At 53.5% G+C, this 21,072-nt stretch carries 22 protein-coding genes; 12 read left to right on the top strand and 10 right to left on the bottom strand.

Going from position 1 to position 21,072, the window contains the following annotated elements; all coding sequences use genetic code 11:
* Positions 1-42: 42 nt before the first annotated feature.
* The gene (locus LOY50_RS04860) at positions 43-3,600 is read right to left on the bottom strand and encodes an SIR2 family protein (protein ID WP_253471728.1); all 3,558 of its coding nucleotides are present in this window, start codon (positions 3,598-3,600) and stop codon (positions 43-45) included.
* A 209-nt stretch (positions 3,601-3,809) separates the two neighbouring features.
* Positions 3,810-4,169, bottom strand: coding sequence for a DUF6124 family protein (locus tag LOY50_RS04855; protein ID WP_253471726.1), 360 nt, complete (start codon positions 4,167-4,169; stop codon positions 3,810-3,812).
* A 425-nt stretch (positions 4,170-4,594) separates the two neighbouring features.
* Here LOY50_RS04855 and LOY50_RS04850 point away from each other — a divergent pair, with 425 nt between their 5' ends.
* The gene (locus LOY50_RS04850) at positions 4,595-4,846 is read left to right on the top strand and encodes a hypothetical protein (RefSeq protein ID WP_253471724.1); all 252 of its coding nucleotides are present in this window, start codon (positions 4,595-4,597) and stop codon (positions 4,844-4,846) included.
* 152 nt (positions 4,847-4,998) lie between these two features.
* Here LOY50_RS04850 and LOY50_RS04845 read toward each other — a convergent pair whose 3' ends face one another.
* Entirely contained in the window at positions 4,999-5,358 is a 360-nt protein-coding gene (locus LOY50_RS04845) for a DUF6124 family protein (protein ID WP_253471722.1), read from the bottom strand.
* Positions 5,359-5,850: 492 nt separating this feature from the next.
* On the opposite strand from LOY50_RS04845, the gene LOY50_RS04840 reads away from it, so the two are divergent.
* From LOY50_RS04840 to LOY50_RS04825, 4 genes are read left to right on the top strand one after another with little or no spacing between them, the layout of a single operon-like run.
* Positions 5,851-7,038, top strand: a complete 1,188-nt coding sequence (locus tag LOY50_RS04840) for a colicin E3/pyocin S6 family cytotoxin (protein WP_258690398.1) — start codon at positions 5,851-5,853, stop codon at positions 7,036-7,038.
* Entirely contained in the window at positions 7,035-7,259 is a 225-nt protein-coding gene (locus tag LOY50_RS04835; RefSeq protein ID WP_258690397.1) for a hypothetical protein, read from the top strand. Before LOY50_RS04840 ends, LOY50_RS04835 begins: the two co-directional genes overlap by 4 nt.
* Before the next feature lie 30 nt (positions 7,260-7,289).
* Positions 7,290-7,538 carry a pyocin S6 family toxin immunity protein gene (locus LOY50_RS04830; protein WP_214511296.1) on the top strand — a complete coding sequence of 83 codons (249 nt, stop codon included), beginning with the start codon at positions 7,290-7,292 and terminating at the stop codon, positions 7,536-7,538.
* 29 nt (positions 7,539-7,567) lie between these two features.
* A complete protein-coding gene (locus LOY50_RS04825; protein ID WP_258690396.1) occupies positions 7,568-7,822 on the top strand; it encodes a cloacin immunity family protein in 255 nt (84 codons plus the stop codon).
* Between the two features lie 312 nt (positions 7,823-8,134).
* Here the strand turns inward: LOY50_RS04825 and LOY50_RS04820 are convergent, their stop codons facing one another.
* The gene (locus LOY50_RS04820) at positions 8,135-8,830 is read right to left on the bottom strand and encodes a hypothetical protein (RefSeq protein WP_258690395.1); all 696 of its coding nucleotides are present in this window, start codon (positions 8,828-8,830) and stop codon (positions 8,135-8,137) included.
* Positions 8,831-8,891: 61 nt separating this feature from the next.
* Positions 8,892-9,377: a DUF3592 domain-containing protein gene (locus LOY50_RS04815; RefSeq protein ID WP_258690394.1), complete on the bottom strand. Its 486-nt coding sequence runs from the start codon at positions 9,375-9,377 to the stop codon at positions 8,892-8,894.
* A gap of 355 nt (positions 9,378-9,732) precedes the next feature.
* Between LOY50_RS04815 and LOY50_RS04810 the strand changes: the two genes are divergently transcribed.
* Both LOY50_RS04810 and LOY50_RS04805 read left to right on the top strand, forming a co-directional pair.
* The gene (locus LOY50_RS04810; RefSeq protein WP_258690393.1) at positions 9,733-11,376 is read left to right on the top strand and encodes an alkaline phosphatase D family protein; all 1,644 of its coding nucleotides are present in this window, start codon (positions 9,733-9,735) and stop codon (positions 11,374-11,376) included.
* Positions 11,377-11,428: 52 nt separating this feature from the next.
* Positions 11,429-11,833 (top strand): DUF488 domain-containing protein, encoded by a 405-nt coding sequence (locus LOY50_RS04805; protein ID WP_258690392.1) that lies wholly within the window; start codon positions 11,429-11,431, stop codon positions 11,831-11,833.
* A gap of 22 nt (positions 11,834-11,855) precedes the next feature.
* Here LOY50_RS04805 and LOY50_RS04800 read toward each other — a convergent pair whose 3' ends face one another.
* Positions 11,856-12,482: a YopT-type cysteine protease domain-containing protein gene (locus tag LOY50_RS04800; RefSeq protein ID WP_258690391.1), complete on the bottom strand. Its 627-nt coding sequence runs from the start codon at positions 12,480-12,482 to the stop codon at positions 11,856-11,858.
* A 243-nt stretch (positions 12,483-12,725) separates the two neighbouring features.
* Between LOY50_RS04800 and LOY50_RS04795 the strand changes: the two genes are divergently transcribed.
* Positions 12,726-14,228 (top strand): hypothetical protein, encoded by a 1,503-nt coding sequence (locus LOY50_RS04795; protein ID WP_258690390.1) that lies wholly within the window; start codon positions 12,726-12,728, stop codon positions 14,226-14,228.
* A gap of 216 nt (positions 14,229-14,444) precedes the next feature.
* Here the strand turns inward: LOY50_RS04795 and LOY50_RS04790 are convergent, their stop codons facing one another.
* Positions 14,445-14,990 carry a DUF4256 domain-containing protein gene (locus tag LOY50_RS04790; protein ID WP_258690389.1) on the bottom strand — a complete coding sequence of 182 codons (546 nt, stop codon included), beginning with the start codon at positions 14,988-14,990 and terminating at the stop codon, positions 14,445-14,447.
* Between the two features lie 69 nt (positions 14,991-15,059).
* Between LOY50_RS04790 and LOY50_RS04785 the strand changes: the two genes are divergently transcribed.
* The gene (locus LOY50_RS04785) at positions 15,060-15,587 is read left to right on the top strand and encodes a GNAT family N-acetyltransferase (RefSeq protein WP_258690388.1); all 528 of its coding nucleotides are present in this window, start codon (positions 15,060-15,062) and stop codon (positions 15,585-15,587) included.
* Positions 15,588-15,824: 237 nt separating this feature from the next.
* Here LOY50_RS04785 and LOY50_RS04780 read toward each other — a convergent pair whose 3' ends face one another.
* On the bottom strand, positions 15,825-16,574 hold the full coding sequence (locus LOY50_RS04780; protein WP_258690387.1) for a hydroxypyruvate isomerase family protein: 750 nt from the start codon (positions 16,572-16,574) through the stop codon (positions 15,825-15,827).
* A gap of 41 nt (positions 16,575-16,615) precedes the next feature.
* Positions 16,616-17,269 (bottom strand): aspartate/glutamate racemase family protein, encoded by a 654-nt coding sequence (locus LOY50_RS04775; RefSeq protein ID WP_024616241.1) that lies wholly within the window; start codon positions 17,267-17,269, stop codon positions 16,616-16,618.
* A 108-nt stretch (positions 17,270-17,377) separates the two neighbouring features.
* Here LOY50_RS04775 and LOY50_RS04770 point away from each other — a divergent pair, with 108 nt between their 5' ends.
* Complete coding sequence (locus tag LOY50_RS04770) at positions 17,378-17,794, top strand: VOC family protein (RefSeq protein ID WP_258690386.1); 417 nt, start codon at positions 17,378-17,380, stop codon at positions 17,792-17,794.
* 188 nt (positions 17,795-17,982) lie between these two features.
* Here LOY50_RS04770 and LOY50_RS04765 read toward each other — a convergent pair whose 3' ends face one another.
* Complete coding sequence (locus LOY50_RS04765) at positions 17,983-18,354, bottom strand: PH domain-containing protein (RefSeq protein ID WP_024777581.1); 372 nt, start codon at positions 18,352-18,354, stop codon at positions 17,983-17,985.
* A 117-nt stretch (positions 18,355-18,471) separates the two neighbouring features.
* On the opposite strand from LOY50_RS04765, the gene LOY50_RS04760 reads away from it, so the two are divergent.
* Positions 18,472-19,521: a hypothetical protein gene (locus tag LOY50_RS04760; RefSeq protein ID WP_258690385.1), complete on the top strand. Its 1,050-nt coding sequence runs from the start codon at positions 18,472-18,474 to the stop codon at positions 19,519-19,521.
* A gap of 450 nt (positions 19,522-19,971) precedes the next feature.
* Positions 19,972-20,967, top strand: a complete 996-nt coding sequence (locus tag LOY50_RS04755) for a TRAP transporter substrate-binding protein (protein WP_253471671.1) — start codon at positions 19,972-19,974, stop codon at positions 20,965-20,967.
* Positions 20,968-21,072: the final 105 nt, after the last annotated feature.

Below are 21,072 nucleotides of genomic sequence, written 5' to 3'. Positions count from 1 at the left end.
ATCGTTTACTGGCTTCCCTCTCACCAGAACCAAATCTGCATTCTACTTATAATCTAGAATCGCAAATCTGACCTCAGGGAGCGCATCGTTTTCCCCTTCCGTTAGAATTCTAAGCAACTCCTCATCCCCAGCACCTTCTTTTTCAAGCAGATCTTTTGCAAGCTTTACACAGGCTGCTCGCACTAAAGAAATACCTACGGCCTCCTTACTATAATGAGAAACACTTTTATAACCTGAGTTATCAAAAATCATAGGAACGACCTCTATTAAAGCTTCAACATCTCCACCAAGCAAAATCCCTTTCCCATATACTTTATTTACTATCAATAACAAATCAGACAAACCGGACAAACCAGACATTCGACTTGAGCCGACCAAATAGATTAGCCTTGAGCTCAAACCAATGACAGCTGGCGCTTCGGCTTGTAAATCGCTCCATTTCAACAAGGCATAAGCAGAATAAATAGCTTTATATGCTTCCTTATCTTGCAATCCTTGCCGAATAATTTTCTCAACCCTTCCCGAAAAACAAACATCACTAACCGCAAAATATACAAACGCCGCTACAACCTGCGGCGAACCAACCTCAGTATAAAAAGCAAGAAGCTTGTCAAAACTTTCTTCATTTAAAAAATTTGCCGGCATCGCTGGAATAATTGAACGAGAAAGCGCGTCCCCAATAGATCTTACTATACGTTTATCCTCACCACCTGCAAACCAAGGAAAGTCGCTTTCTACAACACTTGGTCTCCACTTCGTCAACCGAGCAAAATAACTATATGCCTGAACTTCGTTTGGCAACTCTCGCACGCCATCGGCCTCTGCGGCATTCGAGATACTCGTCAAGAGTAACGGATCAAAAATCCATTCCCCTTCAGCCTCAAACAAATATTCTCTAATACTCGCTCGAATCGAATTAGAATCCTGCCCGCCGAGCCTTATCAAAACATGTTTTAACAGACCAACCTCTGGCAGATTATCGTAATTCGGCTCACTCCCCCAAATACAATTAATTATTTTCTGCCTCTCAGCCAATTTTAAAAAATTCGAATCTAACAATGGCAGCAGCCGAAGTAAAGCGGATGAGCTTTCATCAGCGCAGGGAGGTATGCAATCAATTATTTCATCGATGCGTTTATCAATAGCGCTACTATCCGACCTGCTAGAAGCTGGAAATTTAATTATTGGATTTGGCCAATTATGAACCTTCCCTCCACCCATTTCTCTTTGAAGCGGAAAGGATAAAGCAACCAACAACAACTCATAATGCATTGACGTAGGAACACTCGCCAACGAGTATTTTGTCAAATGAGCTAACGACTCCGAAAACATATGCCGTTGACACAGCTTATTTTTTCCAAGCTCAACACCCAATATAAATAGCTGTTTTGCTTGTTGGATCGAAGCTCGAACAGATAAGCGAGACAGTGCTTCAATAAAAGTCCGCAGTCGGTTTGCTGGATAGTCTTCATTCCGCCTCGTCCTTTCCAAGAGCCTTGACTTCCAGTACTCAACTGCACGCACACAAGAATTTAACAAAAAATCAGCGTGGTGCTGGTCCATACAAGCTATTTTTGTCCTTGACAAAACCTTATCAAGAACTTTTGAAACATCACTACTAGCCGCCCTTATTGCAAGCGCAAAACAATCCACACCTATCTCATCAAGCTCAGCTAACTTCGCGGCGGGATTAACCAGGAGCGAAACATCATTCCAACGCAACGGCATGCCGACTGAGTTCGATACACCGTCAAGCAATAGCAGTGGATGCAAACCATTTTTAAACGTGACTTGAGTAGAGTTATCCTTATAGCTACCTGGTTCAAAAGTTGGTTCAATTCCTTGCTGCTTCTCCTGCCCCTCTAAGGCCTCAGAAACCTGTGACTTAATAACCTCAATATGATCCCAGGGATCACACTTTGACTCCTGATATACAGAAGGAAATTCTTCAAATATAGTCCCAGGCTTCGTTAACTCAACTCCTCGCATCAACCAGTGAGCCCACGCAAGCCTAGAAAAAATGAATATTGACTTTTTATCATGACGATGCTGCCCCAACAACTCCTTATAAGCCTCAACTATTAGTGCTTCCCCCTCCACAAAGTGCCCTAGATCCGCCAACAACGAAGCTTTCCTTAACTTCCAAATAGGGCTTCTGGTAGAAATCTTTTTTACACTCTCCTCTAAAACCGAATAATCCAATTCATCTCGCGCTATGATCGCCTCATGAAATGCTAGTTCATCAGCACATTCAGGCCAATACCCAACATTAGCGATTATTATACTTGTAGCTATTTTTTTTATCGAAACGAATTCTTCATCTTCATGCCAGCGTGTACTTTTTAGAAGTAAAACAGAAATCTCCAGCTGCTGCCTCTTTGTCAAAACACAGGGTCTATCAGGATCGCAAATACTGACGAGTTCCTTCGCCAGCCAGAGAGGAACCACTTCATATGTCACATCATATCGCCACGCAATTTCGTACAATAATGCCGCACGAGTTTCTTTAGGCATTTCAGAAACAATAGACTTCGAAGGATACGGATCACAAATTTGACCCTCTAGCTTCCTTCGGATCGTACTGGGACATACCAACCATCCCGGATAGGTCTCGCGATCTTTCTTTAACTTTTCAAGTTGAGCCTCAAGCAATTTAGACGCATATAAAGGATCTTTATGCATCTTGTCGTGCTCATGCGTGGAAACAGTAGGCCGTTGAAGATTTGTGGGTGACCATTCCCAAGCATTTTTTGGTTTCAGCGCCTTCAAGACGGACAAAAATATTTTTGTAGCTTCCAGATGCTTAGCATCGTGACTGTCATAGTTCTCGACTAGCGGCCCTAAATCTACAGGAGCTACATTTATAGATTCTAGGTACTTACGTTTTGCTGCAGTCAAATTCAACGCACCAACAAGATATATACGCCTCGCGTTGTATGCTAAGTGATCACGAACCCAACCTGCCCATTGCAAAAAATTTGGATCATCTCCTGAAAACCCTAACAAACAAAGCTCATTCTCAATAAAAACCTGGCGCCCAAAATTTACGAACGCCGCGTGTTGCATTGGATACTTACGATAATCTTCTTGAGTAAAAACCAAATGATTGGTGACATTCACCGTTCCATGCAGCTTAACTATTCGAGGTGATCGAGCTTGAGAAAGATCTTCCTGCCTCAAAACCAGACTATAAACCGGATGATGCACTTCCAGTGAGGCGCGTTCAAGCAACGTATCCCAATTGGTAGTCAGAACCTCAGACCAAGGAAGCTCTAGCAAAGTCCTGTGCAGTTCTCCTGGCGTCCAAGAAGCATCATTAATTGTATTTTTAATTAAATCTCGCAGAGCTTGGTTACCAAAATAAGCACTGTACTCTTCAGCCAAACGCAATGGATCATTACTCTGAGCACCTAAGTCTTTAGCCAAGAGCACCGAAAGATCATTCCAAAGTGGTAATTTTTTATCAGTTTCCCCAGTCGAAGCACCGCATCGACTGAACCCAGCTCCGACCATCACAGCAGCACCGTGGTATGCATTACTCTGTTGCCAAAGCGCCGCTGCAAGTTGTTTCAGGGCCGAGTAATCGGGAAAATTTATCATTTTTTAAAACCTCCGTGTTAAACAGCTACTGACAACCATAAACCTGGACTACACAACTAATACATATCTAGGCACTTCTACACAAAACAAACCTCCTCCTATTTCCCATTTAGCCAAAACAAGAAATATAGATTTACTCGTCATATAAATCAAAAAAGGCCCTGCTTGCAAGACCTTTTGATACGTGAAAAAGCGATTCACCTATTCAGCTACCTGTCCTCAACAATATCCAACGCCCGATTAGCCAACAGCTCACTCACCTCAATCACCTGCAAAATCCCCATCGCAACACGCCGCCTCGACCCATCCAGATCAAACGCCAAATCACTGATCATGGCATTCGCCGAAGCCAGGTTCTCACTCAGATTCGCAAGCAAACACTCAGAATCCACACTCGGATCAATACGAAGAATGGAGTCGGTCTTGTCAGACGTTTCGCTCTTAGGCTTGGGTTTCAGGTAAAAATCCAACGCTCGCGTGGCAGCGTCATCGATTTTCTTGTTGCGGGCAGACTGAGCACGGGAGACGTGTTCGTTTGTATCGGGAGGATTCGGAGTATCTTTTGCCATTATCTTGTTTCCTGTAGTTGGAGCCATCACCCACTCGCGACTAAACGATGGGAGGCAGCTGTACGCAGGTTAGTCGACCGGGGAAACAAGAAACCGGCGCGTCCGAGGACGCCCTGCGCACAGCCACCATCGAGTGCAGGATGGGAATCCCGACTGGATGACGCCTTGCACAACCTGTTTCACCCTGGGCGACTAAACCCGATCACTGATGGGCAGTGACAGGTCCCAAACTACCGATGCAGCCCAAGGCGGACAAGCCGGCGGATTCTGGCGTAGTTGTAGGCAAAGGCGCAAGACGATGTGGGCTTGCAGGTTCTGCTCGCCCAATGGCTGACGGCCTGGGCTGACGCGGGTTTTCGCTCCCGTACTCTTAGGATATCGTCAGAGTTCCCGGCACCTTTTTTGCAGCCCGCCCGAGATCGTAGATGAGTAACTTACAGAAGCTGATTGAGAATGCCCGGTCAGGCTTGTCTCTCCAGGAAAAAATTTCAGACGACGGTTGGCTGGCAATCGCTAAGCATTGTGGCGCCCTTGAAATTGAGGAGATCAAACAGCGTATTGCAAGGCTGCAGACAGAGCTCGAAACAGTTGAGGAATGGGATGGGGATACCCAAGATGACATACATTTCGCAATATTCGGGCTTAGTCGATTACTAGGGTCCGCAGAAGCCCGGTAACGGCGCCAGGGATAAGCAGTGGCAGAACAACAACGAGGAAAATTGCCCTGAGATGTCTTGCATTTACTGCATTGCGACAGTCTTCCTCGACACAAAAAAGGTCTTGCTGGGCAAGACCTTTTTCCAGCTTACGTAGCACGTGATATTGCTACCTACCTCACCTCGACAATATCCAAAGCCCGATTTGCCAACAGCTCACTCACCTCAATCACCTGCAAAATCCCCATCGCAACACGCCGCCGCGACCCATCCAGATCAAACGCCAAATCACTGATCATGGCATTCGCCGAAGCCAGATTCTCACTGAGATTCGCAAGCAAACACTCAGAATCCACATTCGGATCAATCCGTAAAATGGAGTCGGACTTGTCAGACGTTTCGATCTTAGGCTTGGGTTTCAGGTAGTAATCCAACGCTCGCGTGGTAGCGTCGTCGATTTTCTTGTTGCGGGCAGACTGCGCACGGGACGTGGGTTCGTCTGTAACTGGAGGATTCGGTGTAATTTTGACCATAGCCTTAGCTCTCTTTGGTTGAGGCTACTTCCCGCTCGCGACTAAACGATTGGGAGGCAGCTGTACGCAGGTTAGTCGACCGACGAGCTAAGATATCGGCGCGCCCGGAGGCGCCCTGCGCACAGCCACCATCGAGTGCAGGGATGGGGATTCCTGACTGATGGACGCTTGAGCGACTTAGCAACGACGGGCGACTAAACCCGATCACTGATGAGCAGTGACAGGTCCCAAACTACCGACGCAACCCAAGGCGGACAAGCCGGCGGATTCTGGCGTAGTTGTAGGCAAAGGCGCAAGGCGACGTCGGCTCGCGAGTTGCGGTTGCCCACTGACTGACAGCCCCATCTGACACTTCACATTGTTCCGGCCCCACATAGCCAGCCCTACCTGTTTTGAGGAAACCGGAACAACCACTTCAAGAATCCTCCTACATCGCGCCCCTCTCTTCCCGCGTTAGCGTCTGCACTGCATTTAGCGGACGAGATTCACTACGTGGCGACACGCAAAAAAGACATCCCCAAGGTCCGAAACCCGCCCGGCGGCGACGGGCATCACGTCACCTATCGGGACATGACCGCCAGCGAGCTGGCCGAGCGCGAAGCCGGGCAGCGGGCTTACGAAGCCATGCTTGCCCGGCAGGCAGCCTATGAACGAGAGCGCTGGGCCACGGTGGATAAAAAGCCCGTATTCAGCGTGACCGGAAGTGTGTTTACCAAGAGCTGCAAGCTCCCCAACGGCATCATCGATTACAACAACCCCAACGGCTACGTCCCGGCAGATCTGGTCAAGCAGTACGGCGAACTCATGTGGCTCGGCGGTCGCAGCGCCGATCCATCCGGCACGATCCCGCTCAAGCGGATCGGCGCTGGCACGGTTCCCGTTACCTTGGGCAGGCTCGCGCTGGGCGGTTCGGCAACCTCCTCGGCTGCAGTTGCTGGCGGCACCGTTGGCGCAGCCCTGCTAACAGGCATCGTAGCCCTGCTCTGGCCGTCCAATCTGGGCGACAGCGCGCTTTACAGCGAAGACCAGCTACGCGACCTCAAGCAGGCCCGCAGCCGCATGCGCCTGAGCGTCGAGCAGCAGGCCGACGGCAGTCTCAAGGGGTATGGCTTCTATACCGGCCAGCATCCCGATTGGGAAATGGTTGATGTTGTTCAGTTCACATCGCGAGCCGATCAGTTCATCGCCGACCTGGGGGATGGCATCGAACTGATCTGGACGCCGGCTATCAATCCGGCTGACACCCTCGGCATTCCCGCCCTGGAAGCTGCGCCCCAGGCACCGCCTATTTGGATCTACCCGCCGACGCCGATGGCCGACAGCATTATCGTCGACCCGATCTACCCGCCGGAGTACAGGGATTTCATTCTGGTGTTTCCGGCGGATTCGGGGGTTCGGCCGGTTTATGTTGTGGTGAGTACGGCCCATCATGACTACCACCCGAAACCAGCTTTTTTACCTGCGTTTCCAACTGCGAAATGGGCGCCATCCAAAACCCGCATGAAAGGAGGAGGGTTGCGTCCTCGCTGGAAGGATAAAGAGAAATTCATATATGAATGGGATTTTCAGCATGGCGCCGTAGAAAAATATAACAAGCGAGGAAAGCACTTGGGCGAATTCGACCATATTACGGGAGCCCAAACCAAACCAGCCAATCCAACGAGGTGGATAGAACCATGAAACACAAAATAATGGGCGTAATTGACGGTGACGACTTTGCCTCGTTCGAAAAAGAGCTCTGCATTGACACTCAGGTTCTAGCAAAAATAATGAACTGGACCAAAGAGGAAAGCTATTTTTACGATTATGAATTGAGCACACCTCAAATTGCAGCATTGGAAGATGCGTGTTCAATAGAACTACCCCGAAACCTGTTGCTTTTTTTAACCAGCAGTAACTAACTTCCAGAAAAATATTAAAAGAGAAACACCATGCCTTACTTCTCAATAACAGGCTTCTACCCAGACGACAAAAAGGACGACTCATTACAGTTCGAGACTTATATAGAGGACGCCGAACAAAATGAAGCGCTGGCGCAAATAACTGAAGCCAAACCCTTCAACGAAATTGAACCAGGAGAGCTGGAGATAACAGAGGAGCAGCTCAGAGAAATAGAAAAAATTCTAGATATAAAATTTCCTGACGGGCTGGAGTATTACATCGGAACTTGCGCCGACTAGCCCTCAACAGAAACCGGGAGAAAAGCCAAATGGGACTAAAATTAAGACTTGATTGGTACGACAAAAAAACCGAATTGGGCGAAGGCAAAGAATATTCGAACGACATGGGAGACGATGTATCGGCAATCTCGGCGTTGAACCTGGAAAGCGAACCAGAAATATATGATGGGGGTTTTGATGTGCGCGCGGGTTGGATACCAATCATTCAGCCGTTCTTTGACCATCCAATCGAACCAGAAAAATTCGACTATCAAATTGCATTTCGGTACCGAACCAATTGGTAAAAAAGGCCATATTCGTTCATAGCGGGATTTTCTCTTGGCTGATTGCCGACTAAGCACCGCAGCTAGGGTCCAGCCTGATCAGCTACCTGGCGGTGGGTAGTCACGATGAAGGGCTTACCAGTCAAGTCCATTTGTTCCAAGACAATCTTGTTCTTCTTCGGCCAACCAGGATGAAATGGCGGGGAACCCTGCTAGCAAGCCTACAATGGCTACGGCAGCGGCCCAGCTTTTTACCGAGTACTGCTTAAGTGTCGAGACAACGGCCATCAATAGCTCCTAATCCATGAGGAGGCGTGCGGCTCACCCGAGCAGTTATCGCTTCAGGTCTTCAATCAGCTTACCTACCGCCAAATCAGCCACCCGGGAAAACGCCGCACGCGCAGCTTCAGGATCGGTCGCGTACTGCTCCGGGGTGTAAGCGATGGTGTTGCTTTCATTGAATACCGAAATGGTATTGAAGTTGCGCCAAACCGAGGCGCCGCTTCGTTTCATGGAGGCGTTGACGCCAATGACGGGGTAAAGCACGGTGCTGTAGTTTTTCAGGCTAAGCCCCCACGGCGAGACCATGATTTCAACGTCGGCGTCCGCTCTCTCACCTTGCGCCACGAGGGTGAACAACCCCTCTTGCTTGATGCGCCTCTCGAAGCTTTCACGCACCAGTTGGCCCACATCGATACCGTGAGCCTGCATGTTGTTCAGAATCGCCTGGAAAATATCTACCGTCGCGCCGTCGGCCGCCTTGGTGCCTGCGACCGAACCGGCGCCCGCCAATGCGCTCGTGCCGGCGCTCGATGCCCCGGCGGCCATGCCAGTCGCTGCGCCTGCTCCGGCCCCCAGGCCTGCACCCCACGCCTGAGTCATGCTGGTGTATTGGAAGTTTTCTACCGCAAAGTACACGGGAAGGATCTTGATCGTTTTGATCTGGTGGCGGTCTTCAACGCTCAAAGACTTGGTTACGCACCCGGAAAGCAGGACGAGCGAAAGCAACGCGAGGATCAACTTTTTCATGGGTGGGAAAACCGATTACCTGGATGAATGAGGGCTCTGGGCATCATGACCGACAACCGTTTCAATAGAAGCGGTCTTCTTCCTTCATGCGATAGATGCTTCCGAAGGTCATGAAGGAAATTCCGAAGAACACCAATGTCAGCAACACCCCGCCAGCCATGACGAAGAAGCTGGCGCGATAAGTGTGTAGCTCGGTGGCGATGCTGCTGATCTGGGGCAACCAACGTGAGTACAGCAGGGGAACGTCACCCCCTACCTCGTACTGAGCATGTTCGTTATAGCGTTGGTCCACGTATTCGTCTTCATGGACTTGTTGCTCACCGTCGGCATATCGATAACGAATGATAATGCCGTTTTCATTCATCGGGATGCTTTCCAGTTGCGTCACGGTGCCGTTTACCTCGACAGCGCTCCACCGAATGGCCCCATAAATGGACCCTGAGTGTTTTGCCAGGGAAGCTAGAAGCAACAGCACGCAGCAAGCTACGGTAAGCAGGACGATTCGGTTATACAGGTGGTCTTTTTCAGCTTCGCGTGGGTAAAACATACTCGATCCTTCGCTTGAAATCTTCCGCAAGCCTATCGGTGTTCGCCCGAGCAACTTGAATTTTTATTGAGGCCACGACTCGTTCGTTGCTGTCGGCTTGTCGATAAGCAGGGTTCAATGGATTGTTATCCTACCAAGTGTTTCATTTACTTAACAGCACGCCGCTAGCTCTTTCAATTATCGCCAAAAACAGGCGAGTCGATTCGACAAGCGAAGCGGTGCGGCTATATTCACAATGCCTCCATCCTGATTGGATTTGAATCCTTCGCTGTAGATCCTGCCGGAGGGACGTAAGCATCCGAACCGGACTCATCTCCTGTTCTGAGATAACTATGCTCGGACAAAGGAATTCCCCATGGCATTGGTCGACCCTAGAAATAACGAGTACGACGTTTCCAAACTACAAAGTGCAAGCATTATCGGACACGTTACCACCCAGTCTGCACGCATTTGGATTCGCGTCTATACACCAGGAAACTGGAGCTTGGTTTGGTCAAAGAAAGCAATCGAAGGAGATTTGGTAAAGCTGGATGGCAAACCGCTGGCCGAGTTTTTAAAACCGTATAACTGCGCTTATGAGTCATATGCATTCAGCTGGGAAGATGATTTGACCCACACCTTCGACCTTCAGGGCCTGGATCAAGACACGGCTTATTTCTACTATCTAATGACCGACGAGACGGACGGTACGGACACATTCCGCAGGACCGAAATCGGTTGCCATAAATCACTCACTTTTAGAACCATGGCTGACGAAATGCTTGATTTCAGCTTTGGGTTCTATAGCTGCCATGATCCGTTTAATGCCAATGGGAGTTATGGCGCCTGGCCTCTATTTCTGGAAAAAATGGATGTTTCAAGCGCTAGATTCGCTATAGGCGGTGGCGATCAGGTGTATGTCGATTGTCAGGAAAGCAAGCACTTTCCTGACATCTGGGAGTGGTTGAAGGACAACAAGGACGACTTGATCGCAGAGTGTTCCACAAAAGGTAAGCTTGACCTTAAAAAGCTCGACGCGTACCTGCTCAATCTGTATCGCTGGTACTATCGAGTGTATTGGAAATTCCCACACCTCCAGGAAGCGTTCTCCAAATACCCGCAATACATGATCTGGGATGATCATGAAATCATGGATGGCTGGGGTTCTCGTACCGACGAAGAGCGAATCGCAATAATTTCCAGATACTTCGAACGCGATGACAAGGTAATAGATAGAAAATTGGTTAATTCAATGTGGACGGCGGCGCGGACGGCTTACTTTGAATATGCGCACAGCCACAATCCCGAGACTGGCGTTTCCAAAGACTCCTTGAAAAAACCAGAGACCTGTATCTGGGATTACGGTTTTGAAAAAGGAGGCATTCCATTTTATATGCTTGACATGCGTGGACATCACGACGTCGAAACCCCAGAAAAGAAGAACTTTCTTCTCGGCACAAAACAAATCGAACGATTCCAAGGATGGTTGAAAAGTAGCGCGAACTCATCCTCCCCCTTGTTATTTGTGGTTAGCCCGGTGCCATTCGTTCACTGGAAATCGGTGCTCTTGACGGCTGGATCCTGGCTTGACTCCGCCAAAGATGATTGCATGGATGAGTGGGACCATAGCAGCAACCATGCAGAGCGAAACATCCTGCTCGACTCCATCTTTCCAGCGCTGGACAAAGGCGGCAAGACACTTGTGTTCATCAGTGGCGACGTTCACTGTGCCGCTGCGTTTCGACTGAGTCATGATAAATATCGTAAAGCCAGTATTTATCAGGTGACCTCCAGCGCTATTTCCCGAATGCCCGCCGGGCAGTTCGCCGGAACCGGGATCGCAAATTCTGGAAAGATCAGCGGCCACGACTCGATCTATTTCGAGCATCTTTTCAGTCACTCGGAAGATAAAAACTTTGCGATTTTCCATGTGACGGGCGGTGCTTCAGCTTCTGTAGACCTGTGTTGGCCTGGTGGCACCCAAGGAGAGGCGGTGGTGAAGACACTCCGACTTCGATAGCCGAATCGATCACCTATTCTGACGCTGTCCCCCCTTCCACAGGCAGGCCTCCATGATCCAGTGCAAACGCGCCTATGAAACAGCCAGCGCCGAGGATGGCCTGCGCGTTTTGGTGGACCGCCTATGGCCACGCAATTGTCGCAAGGACGAACTCGCCATAGCCGAGTGGCTGCCGGAGCTCGGGCCTTCCCATGAGTTGCGCAAGGCATTCAAGGCGGGGGCTGTTTCGTTTGAGCAGTTCAAAGTCGCCTATCGCAAGGAGCTGGCCGCGCAGCCGCAGTGTTGGTGGCGGTTGGTGGATGTTGCACAGGGCGGCCACCTGACCCTGGTGTATGCCGCCAAATCCACGGTCGAGAACAATGCCGTGGTGTTGGCTGAATGGTTGGAGGATGAGGTGGAGAAACGGGCAGACGCGAGTTCACCGGTTTGCTATCGATCCGAGTTCCCCGGCCATTGATGTCAACTGAACTCATCGCCGATCAGTGCGGTGCTGCGGCTCCTTGGAACGCACCGAATCCATCATCGTGATCAAACTCCAACAGATAACTCTCGGTCACATGCCCGCCGGGAGCGACGTAGCTCGCCAGCAGCGCGTGCAGGTCGTTGCACAGGTCGGTTCGCGATTGATAGGCGCCGACGCCGTAGTTGGGATCGAAGAGTCGCCCCGTCTGGCCGTCGTCAAAGGACGCTGCGATGGCGTGACCACCGCCGCCCTCCGGGCCATCGACGTAGTAGAACGAAATAATGAAGTGATGGGCCCCGGGCCGCTGGAGGATGTCGAGGATGATGTGGCTGGCGACCCCGCCGACGTAGCTCATTACTCTGCTCGGAGCGCGCCCGATGATCGACTCGGCAGTGTCCTCCAGCGCAATGCTCACACCGAGAAACATGTTGGCAGTCAGCCCCTGCTGAGCATCGGCGATCGCCTCCTTTCTGGCCTGCAACGCGTCGAAACAGTCATAGGGCGCACCGCTATCGACCCAGAGTGTACTGAAACCGAAGCACACGCCCAGGCTATCCCCGCCATACCAGGGAAGCCCTCCGCCGAATAGAGTGCCTTGGCCTTCCCATCTTCTGTTCTGGTGTGCTCGGGGGAAGGTGAACATGGGGGCTTTCTCCAGGGGGGCGGTTTCCGTCAACGGTAGACGAGGGGTAACCTGGGCGCCATTTTTCGGGTGTGTTGTGTTGGAGGGTTTGGGGCTGCTGCGCAGCCCAGCGGGAGCAAGCTCCCTCGCCACGGGTTGGGGGTTGCCTGGGGTGGGTGACTGGCTTGTGACGTAGGTGGCGTATTTTTTTGTGGAGGGCGGCTAAGATGGCGCGCAGGCGAGTTCACAAGGAAGGCTGGCGTGATGCAATCCCGTTTTGATCCGTTGGTTCATATCGACTGGAAAACACCGGGCAGCGACTTGCTCGGGCTGTTGCAGCATTACTATCCCGACATCGGCGTGTTTACCGGCCCGGGGTTCGAGGCGTTGTTGGATGAGTTGTCCAACGAGATGCCCGAGATCTGCTTCGAGGCGCTGGTGCCGGTGTTGGCGGCTCAGGGTTATGACTTGTGGAACCTGGATGCCGGTGGCGATGATTATCGGCCGGTGGTTATTCCCTCGGATCAGCGCGAGGCGTTTGCCAAGCACTGGCAAAGTCCGCGCGGGGAGCCGAGGTTCACGGCAACGTTGATCGAGCCCCCTGCGGTGAAAGCACGCAAACCGGCCAAACCCAAACGCAGCAAGTTGAACTGGCTGCAGGAAGTCCATGACTATCCCGGCGCCACCTATGTGCATGAATACAACTACCGCAACGGTTGGGCTGCCATCACCGAGCAGGACGAAGACCAGTGGTTGTGCTTCCTGATCGATTACAACCAGTGGCCGCCCGCCGAGCAGGACATGCTCGAACACCGGAGCGATGGCGTGGACGGCGCGGACTTGCAGCTCATCGATGCCGATGCCCAGCGCAGCCTGTGGAAACGTCGGGTGATACGCGGCGATTACAGTGCGGACGACCGTTACCAATACGAAATTCGGCAAGGCGATGAGATCGCGGCGTTCGGGCCTGCCGGGGTGCAATGGCCGGAGTTTGAACAGCCTTGCGTGGTGGTGGGCTCGGAGATATTCGAACGCCAGCGTATTTACGAACCCGAGCATGTGACGCGGATCTGGCGGATCACGGCGGACAGCAGCGAGGTGATTTTCGAGTACGCGGATGAACTGACGATCCTGCCCGTCGGCCCTGGCCGCTTGCTGTTCATGCAGCACAACGGCCCGCGCTGCTGGACTTGGAGTCAAGAATCGCCGCACCAAGCCATCGCCGCCAAACCGATGCCCGCTGAGGCTTACAAGCTGCGGGCGTCAACCGTGTACCTGGGGGGGAACGAGGTTCTGCTGTTCAGTGAAGGCGCGCGGCAGAACGTCGAGCATTCGGGCTATCAGGAGACGGTGCTGTTGGCGTGGCGCTTCAACTTCATGACCGGCACTGCGACGAAGGCGACATTGGATGGTTTCGGCAGCGAGCTGCGCCAGGACACGCGCCTGCTTGTCACGCAGCCCAAGCAGGTCATTACCTTGCGCACGTTTCATGGGCAGCTTCATGTGTCCCGAGGGCATGGGGATTGGTGGGTGTGGAGTTATCGCGCCAATACGTTTGGGTCGCAGACGCTGGCGTGGTTTTGGAATCAGGGCAGTGATGAGGTGGTGAAGCTGTCGACCAAGGACATCCCGCGTATTAAGCCGGATGTTCGTTACGTGCCGGGGCAGGATCGGTACCTGGCGTTTGAGACGGAGTTCGTGGCGCGATTGCCTGGGTTTACGCAGATGGTTGAAGCCAAGGGGTGTGAGATTCTGGTGTTTGAGTGAGGCGGTTTTGCCTCACCGCGATCCTTCGAACGCATCAGCTTTTGTGGCGAGGGAGCTTGCTCCCGCTCGGCTCTGTAGGAGCTGCCGGAGGCTGCGATCTTTTGATCTTGAGCGTTCGCTCCAGACTCAACGGGCAATGAAAGATCGCAGCCTCGTTGCACTCGACAGCTCCTACACACAACCCAGCGGGAGCAAGCTCCCTCGCCACAGGTTTGCTTAGATGCTTAGCACCCCACGAAACCCACGCGCCGCGTAATACGACTGCACACCATTGTGGTAGATGAACACCCGTCCATAACGGTAGTCGCCAAAAATCGCCCCATCGAGCGAGCGAAGCGCTGAAGGGGTTGCCAGCCAACTGGACGTTTTTGCATCAAACTCGCCGAGCGTTTGCAGGGCTCGGTACTGCTCTTCCGTCAGCAGGGCGATACCCATTTCTTCAGCCATTTCCATGGCACTGCCTTTGGGCTTGTTCTCCTTGCGTGCGTCCAGGGCGGCGCGGTCGTAGCAGAGGCTTCGGCGACCGGTCGGGCTTTCTTTGGCGCAATCGCAGAAGGTGACAGCAGCGGTTTTCGGATCGAGGCCGATCACGTCTGGCTCGCCTCCGGTGGCTTCCATGGCCTGGAGGGATTTTAGTGCGTTGGGGTTGGTTTCGAGCTTGGCCTGGATGTCGGCCCAGAGGATGTCTGGGTGACGGTTCAGGTTTTGTTCGAAGCGGGTTTTCAGGGTTTGGATGAGGTTGTCTTGTTCTTGTTTTTTCATGGTTCGGGTGTCCGCCGGTGATCGGTTGATCAATGATAGTGACTTCTAGAGACGCTGAGTCATGCCCAAATGGTTATAGGAAATGCGTCAGACGCTCTGCTGAGCTTTCGTCCGGTTAACCTCAACCAGGACAGCGATGTTTGCGTGCGCTTCTTTGAGGACATGCTGCTGTGTGCGTTTGGTTCTGCACAACAGCTTCACGGCCCCGATGGTAGGCAGCGATACCTTCAGTCGCTGCAAGAAACAGCAGCCGAGGCTCCTGGCAGCGTTGTCCATGCCTGGGATGAAACACGGATCGTGGGGCAGATAGAGATGTCGCTGCTGAAGACAGAACCTGCAGTGGGCTACATCCACTTCTTCTATCTCACCCCTGAGTGGCGATCCCGCGGTGCAGGAAAGTTGTTGCTGGCTTACGCGACCCACTTTCTTGCAGGGCTGGGCTGCGAGCGGATGAGATTGTCGGTGAGCGAAACGAACCAAAGGGCGGCGCGGTTTTATCGTCACCATGGCTGGGCTGATATCGGACCCAGGCAAGATAAGCCAGAGCTGCGCTTGATGGAAAAGCCCATTAGCTCGGCGGTGGCGGCAACCGTATGACCTAAGATGAAGTCACCCGTAGCGTCCATCACTGAACACATGAGACCCCTATGAAGAACTTCACGATTCAACGTATTGACCACATCGTCCTGCGGGTAAAAGACATCGAACGCAGCCCCTGTGGGAACGAGCTTGCTCGCGATGGCGGCGTATCAGCCAGCAGATTGGTTGACTGTAAATCCGCTATCGCGAGCAAGCTCGCTCCCACAGGGGGTTGGAGGCCTGCTTAGCTGTTTGTCAGGCGCTGAACTGCTTGATCCAATCAAGGCCTGCCACGGTAGAGTCGGTGGGACGGTATTCACAGCCGATCCAGCCTTGATAGCCGCGCAGCTCCAGGTCTGCGAACAAAGCCGCAAAATCCATATTCCCCGTCCCCGGTTCATGACGCCCCGGGCAGTCGGCAATTTGCACATGGACGGTTCGGTCATAGAAGCGAGCCAGGATATCCGCCGCGTCCCCGGTCAACCGTTGGGCGTGGTAAAGATCGAGGATCAGCCCAACACTCGGGAACGTCTCCAGCACCTGTTGCGCCTTGCTGAAGTCGGACATGTAGTAGTCCGGCATTTCCTGCACGCAGATGACTTCAATCAGCGGCCGCAGCCCCTGGTCCTCAAGGAATTTGACGGCGTACTCCAGGTTGCGCCCATAGATCAGCGCGGCGTCTTCCTGGGTCGTAACGCCCGACATGATGTGGACATCCGAACACGCCAGCGCCTTGGCATAGCGAGCAGCCTGGAGCAAGCCGCTGCGAAACGCCTCTTCCTGGCCGTGCAAGGCTGCGATGCCTTTGGTCACGCCAGCCGGTGCGGCGAACTGGATCAACGGCAGGTTGTATTGAGTCAGGTGATCGGCCAGAAGACTGGCGTCGAACTCATAGGGCGACGGGAATTCCACCGCGCGAAACCCGGCAGCGGCGGCGGCTTCGATGCGTTGTAGAAAAGGCACTTCATTGAACTGAAAACCGAGGTGAGCGTTGAACTTGGGCATGGGGTAAATCATCCATCCTGGGAAGAAACGAAATCGTCCGTTTAGAGCAACTTGCGCAGCGCCAGCACGGCACTGTCGGGTGTGGTCAATACTGGCAGACCGGAGCGGGCCTGAGCTTGTCCGGCGGCACTGGTCATCGAGAACTGGGCGAAGCAGATCAAGTCGCAATCCTTAACCTGAGCGGCCATTTCCACGATGGCGGCATCGTGGGCTTGCGGGTTGCCGTCTTTCAACGCCTGCAATGCACCCGGAACGAAATAGGGCACCACTTCCACCGCGCGACCACTGCGCTCTACCGCTTGCTTGAACTCGGGCATCATCGAGGTAATGGTGGGTTCGAACGTTGCCAGCACAGCAATGCGCGATGCCTGGCTCAGCGCCTGGTCGATCATGGCTTCGTTCGGCTTGAGCACGGGAATGGCCACCTCGGGTTTCACCAGGTCGATGGCATCGCCAAACGCCGAGCAGGTAAACAGAATGGCATCCGCCGCGCTTTGTACGGCGTAGTGGGACAGCGTCAGGAAGCGCGCCTTCATGCTCGTGGTCAACTCGCCCTCTTCCACCCGGTCCTGGGGCAGCGAGTCCTCAAGCAGATTGATGATCCGCGCCTGCGGCCAATGCCGGGCAAAGGCTGCCGTGATGGGCTCGATTGCCAAAGGGGTTGCGTGGATCATAAAAATTCGTGGAGCCTTCATGCTTATGCCATTCTCCAGATCATGTTTTTTGCACGGTATCAGAAGCCCCGATAGCGTGCGGAATTCCTGTGGCAAAAAACAATGCGGCACTGAGCACATGAGGCCTGTATGAAGAACTTCACGATTCAACGTATCGACCACATCGTCCTGCGCGTAAAAGACCTCGAGCGCAGCCTCGCTTTCTATATGTCGGTGCTTGGTTGCGAGCTCAAGAAGCGCCGGGACGATCTTGGCATGCTTCATCTGGGCACTGGTGTTTCGATGATTGACCTGGTGGCCGTCGACGGGCCTCTCGGTCGCCAAGGTGGACCGGCGCCCGGTAAGCAAGGGCACAACGTCGATCACCTCTGCCTGCGTATCGAGCCGTTTGATGAACAGGCCCTCCTCGCGCATTTGGCCTCGGCCGGCCTGTCCGTTGAGAAAGCGCAGATGCGCTATGGCGCGGAGGGCAAGGGCTGGTCGATCTACTGCTTCGATCCGGATGGCAACCAGATCGAGTTGAAGGGGCCGGCGTTGGAGCCCTGAGTTCAACAGGCGGAGCTGCCCCTGTGGGAGCGAGCTTGCTCGCGAATGCGGTCTGTCTGGGCCGGTGATGTTGGCCGTGCCGCCGTCATCGCGAGCAAGCTCGCTCCCACAGGAGGGGCGGTGGTGAACGCTGCATTTGCAAACACCCGCTCCCACAGGGGATTGGCGGTGGACACTGAGTTTGCCGATCAGGCCAGGAGGTGTTTGGAGATCACCTTGGAGATTTCCACAATGCCGGTCTTGCCGGTGAATTCGAATTTCACTTTGCCCAGGGATGAAAAGTAGATCTCCAGTTCAGAGTCCAGGTCGAAGGTGCCGGAGGTTTCGACCGAGTAGGCGACGATGTTTTTGTAGGGCAAGGAGGTGAAGTCTTTTTTGCTGCCGGTGATGCCCTGTACGTTCACCGCGATGATGCGTTTGTTGGTGAAAACCACACCGTCGCGCATGGATTTATAAGCGTCGATGACCTGTTCACCGTCCAGTAGCAGGGCCGTGACACGTTCGGCGTATTCGTCGTTTTGCTTGAGTTTGAAGAAGCCTTTGTTGTTGAAGTCGATCATCCATAAGTCCTTGTCGAGAAGAAGAGGGTATTGCCTACAGCCCGGCGGCAGGTGATGGACGCGATAGTGGCACTTCAGTAGCATTCGCCGACTTTATCGATCCTTCAAGGTTGACCTATGCTCGCCCTGCCTCGCTGTCCTGCCCCGTTGTTAGCATTGTCCGCGTTGTTTGTATTGCTCGGCGGCTGCAGCGTCAATGGCACTTATCCCGATGCCATCGAACCAGACGCCGCCAAGTTGCGGTTCGTCGCCAATACCAGCAACGCCACGCTGGATTATTTCGACGCGGCCCATTGCGACGGGCAAACCACCGGCATTCTCAACAATATGCTGCTGAGCGATACCGCGCGGCGGGTGGGGATGAGCGTTCCGGCACCCAAGGATGCCAGGGGTTATTTGGAGGTCAAGCTCAAGCCCGGTGAGCAGATTCACCTGCGCACCAACATGAACAGCGGTTATGCCGTGTGCGGCAAGGGCTTCAACTTTACGCCCGAGGCCAATGCCGAGTACGAGGTGACGTTCAAGTCCGAGAAGAACTTCTGCCTGACTCGCTTGCAACGCTTGCAACGGATCGACGGCAAGGACGTGCGCACACCGATCTCGCTCCTGAAAAAAGACTTTCCCGCCTGCGCTGGTCGCAATGCGCTGTTCCCCAAGATCTACCCGGACACGCCCCATCGCTTGGAGCTGATGAACCGAGTCATCGATAAAAGCCTGGTCGTCACGGTGAAGAGCGATCCGGCCAAGGAAAAAGTCGAGCCTTATTCGCCAGAGAAGCTGGACACCCTGATCAGCGAACGCAAGGCCAAGCTCGGCTTCGAGCTGCCGGCTGACTACTGGACGCTGTACCGGGAAAACCTGAAGACGTTTGGCGATGACATGGCGCAGAACAAGGCGCACTCGATGGAACGCTTCAAGGACGAATACCAGACCCGCCTGCGGCAGTTGAAGGACGAGCAGTTGGAGCAGTGGGCGTTGCCCAAAACCGCCAACGCCAAACCGGAAAAAGCCGAGGTCGACCTGGACGTCGCGATGATGGTGGAGTACTTCCGGATCGGGAATGGGGTGATGGTCGAAGCGGTAGGTCATCACCTGGAGAGGATGGCGCAGATGGATGAGCGTTACGGGGTATGTGCGCGGTTTGCGGAGTGCTGGAAGCGCAACTAGCAAGAGGATGGGCCACCGTCTTCGCGAGCAAGCTCGCTCCCACAGGGGGTTGGTGCTGGACGCAGCATTTGCAAACACCCGAGATCAAAAACTGTGGGAGCGAGCTTGCTCGCGATAGCGGTCTGCCCGGGCCGGTGATGCTGAATGTACCGCCGTCATCGCGAGCAAGCTCGCTCCCACAGGGGATTGCGGTGGGCCCAGGATCAGTGAACAGCCGAGATCAAAATTGTGGGAGCGAGCTTGCTCGCGATAGCGGTCTGCCCGGGCCGGTGATGCTGAATGTGCCGCCGTCTTCGCGAGCAGGCTCGCTCCCACAAGAGGATTGCGGCGGACATAAGATCTGTGAACCCTGCGACGGGTGATTTTTCTCCTAGACTTATCGCTGTTTGCTGTACGTCGGGTTTCGAAGAGACCCGTACGATAAATATAAAATGCAAAGGGAACTTCGCAATGCTCAAACCTATGTGGAAAGCGCTTGCCTGCACGCTGGCTTTTGGGGCGTGGGGCACGGTGGTGGCGGCCGAGCCGATCGTCATCAAATTCTCCCACGTGGTAGGTGACCAAACGCCCAAGGGCCAGGGCGCGTTGATGTTCAAGAAGCTGGCGGAAGAGCGGCTGCCGGGCAAGGTGAAGGTCGAGGTGTACCCCAACTCCACGCTGTATGGCGATGACAAGGAGTTGGAAGCCTTGCTCCTCGGGGAAGTGCAGATCATTGCGCGGTCGCTGGCCAAGTTCGATCAGTACACCAAGACCGTGCAGTTGTTCGACTTACCGTTTTTATTCGACGACATCGCCGCCGTGGACCGTTTTCAGCAGAGCCCCGAGGGCCAGAAGCTGCTCAAGTCCATGGAAAGCAAGAACATCACCGGCCTGGCCTATTGGCACAACGGCATGAAGCAGCTATCGGCCAACAAGCCCCTGCGCACACCCGAGGATGCCCGCAGCCTGACGTTCCGGATCCAGACCTCCGCAGTGCTGGAGGAACAGTTCAAGGCGGTGGACGCCAAGGCTAAACCGATGATTTTCTCAGTGGTGTACCAGGGTTTGCGCACCGGTTTGGTCAACGGCACGGAAAACACCTATTCGAACTTCTACAACCAGAAACTCAATGAAGTGCAGAAATACGTCACCGAGTCCAACCACGGCATACTCGACTACATGTTGATCACCACCTCGGACTTCTGGAACGGTCTGCCGCCGGATATTCGCAGCGAACTGGACAAGATCGTGGTCGAGTCCACCGCCCATGCCAACCAGGAAGCGGAGCGGTTCAACCAGCTGGATAAGCAGCATGTACTCGATGCCAAGACCACCGAAATCATTACCCTCACACCGGAGCAGCGAAATGCCTGGCGCGAGAAGATGAAGCCGGTATGGGCCAAGTTCGAAACTCAAATCGGGCCGGATCTGATCAAGGCGGCGGAGGCTTCAAACAAGGTCCAATGATGTAACAAGGCCGGGGGTAACTTGGTGCCCCTGGCTGAACACTATCTGTGGCGAGGGAGCTTGCTCCCGCTGGGCTGCGCAGCAGCCCCCAAATATTTGCCTGAC

The organism is Pseudomonas sp. B21-010 (genome assembly GCF_024749325.1).
GTDB classification, from domain to species: Bacteria; Pseudomonadota; Gammaproteobacteria; order Pseudomonadales; family Pseudomonadaceae; genus Aquipseudomonas; species Aquipseudomonas kilonensis.
The sequence above is the reverse complement of the archived record's forward strand: the minus strand, read 5'-3'. Positions and strand labels throughout refer to the sequence as shown.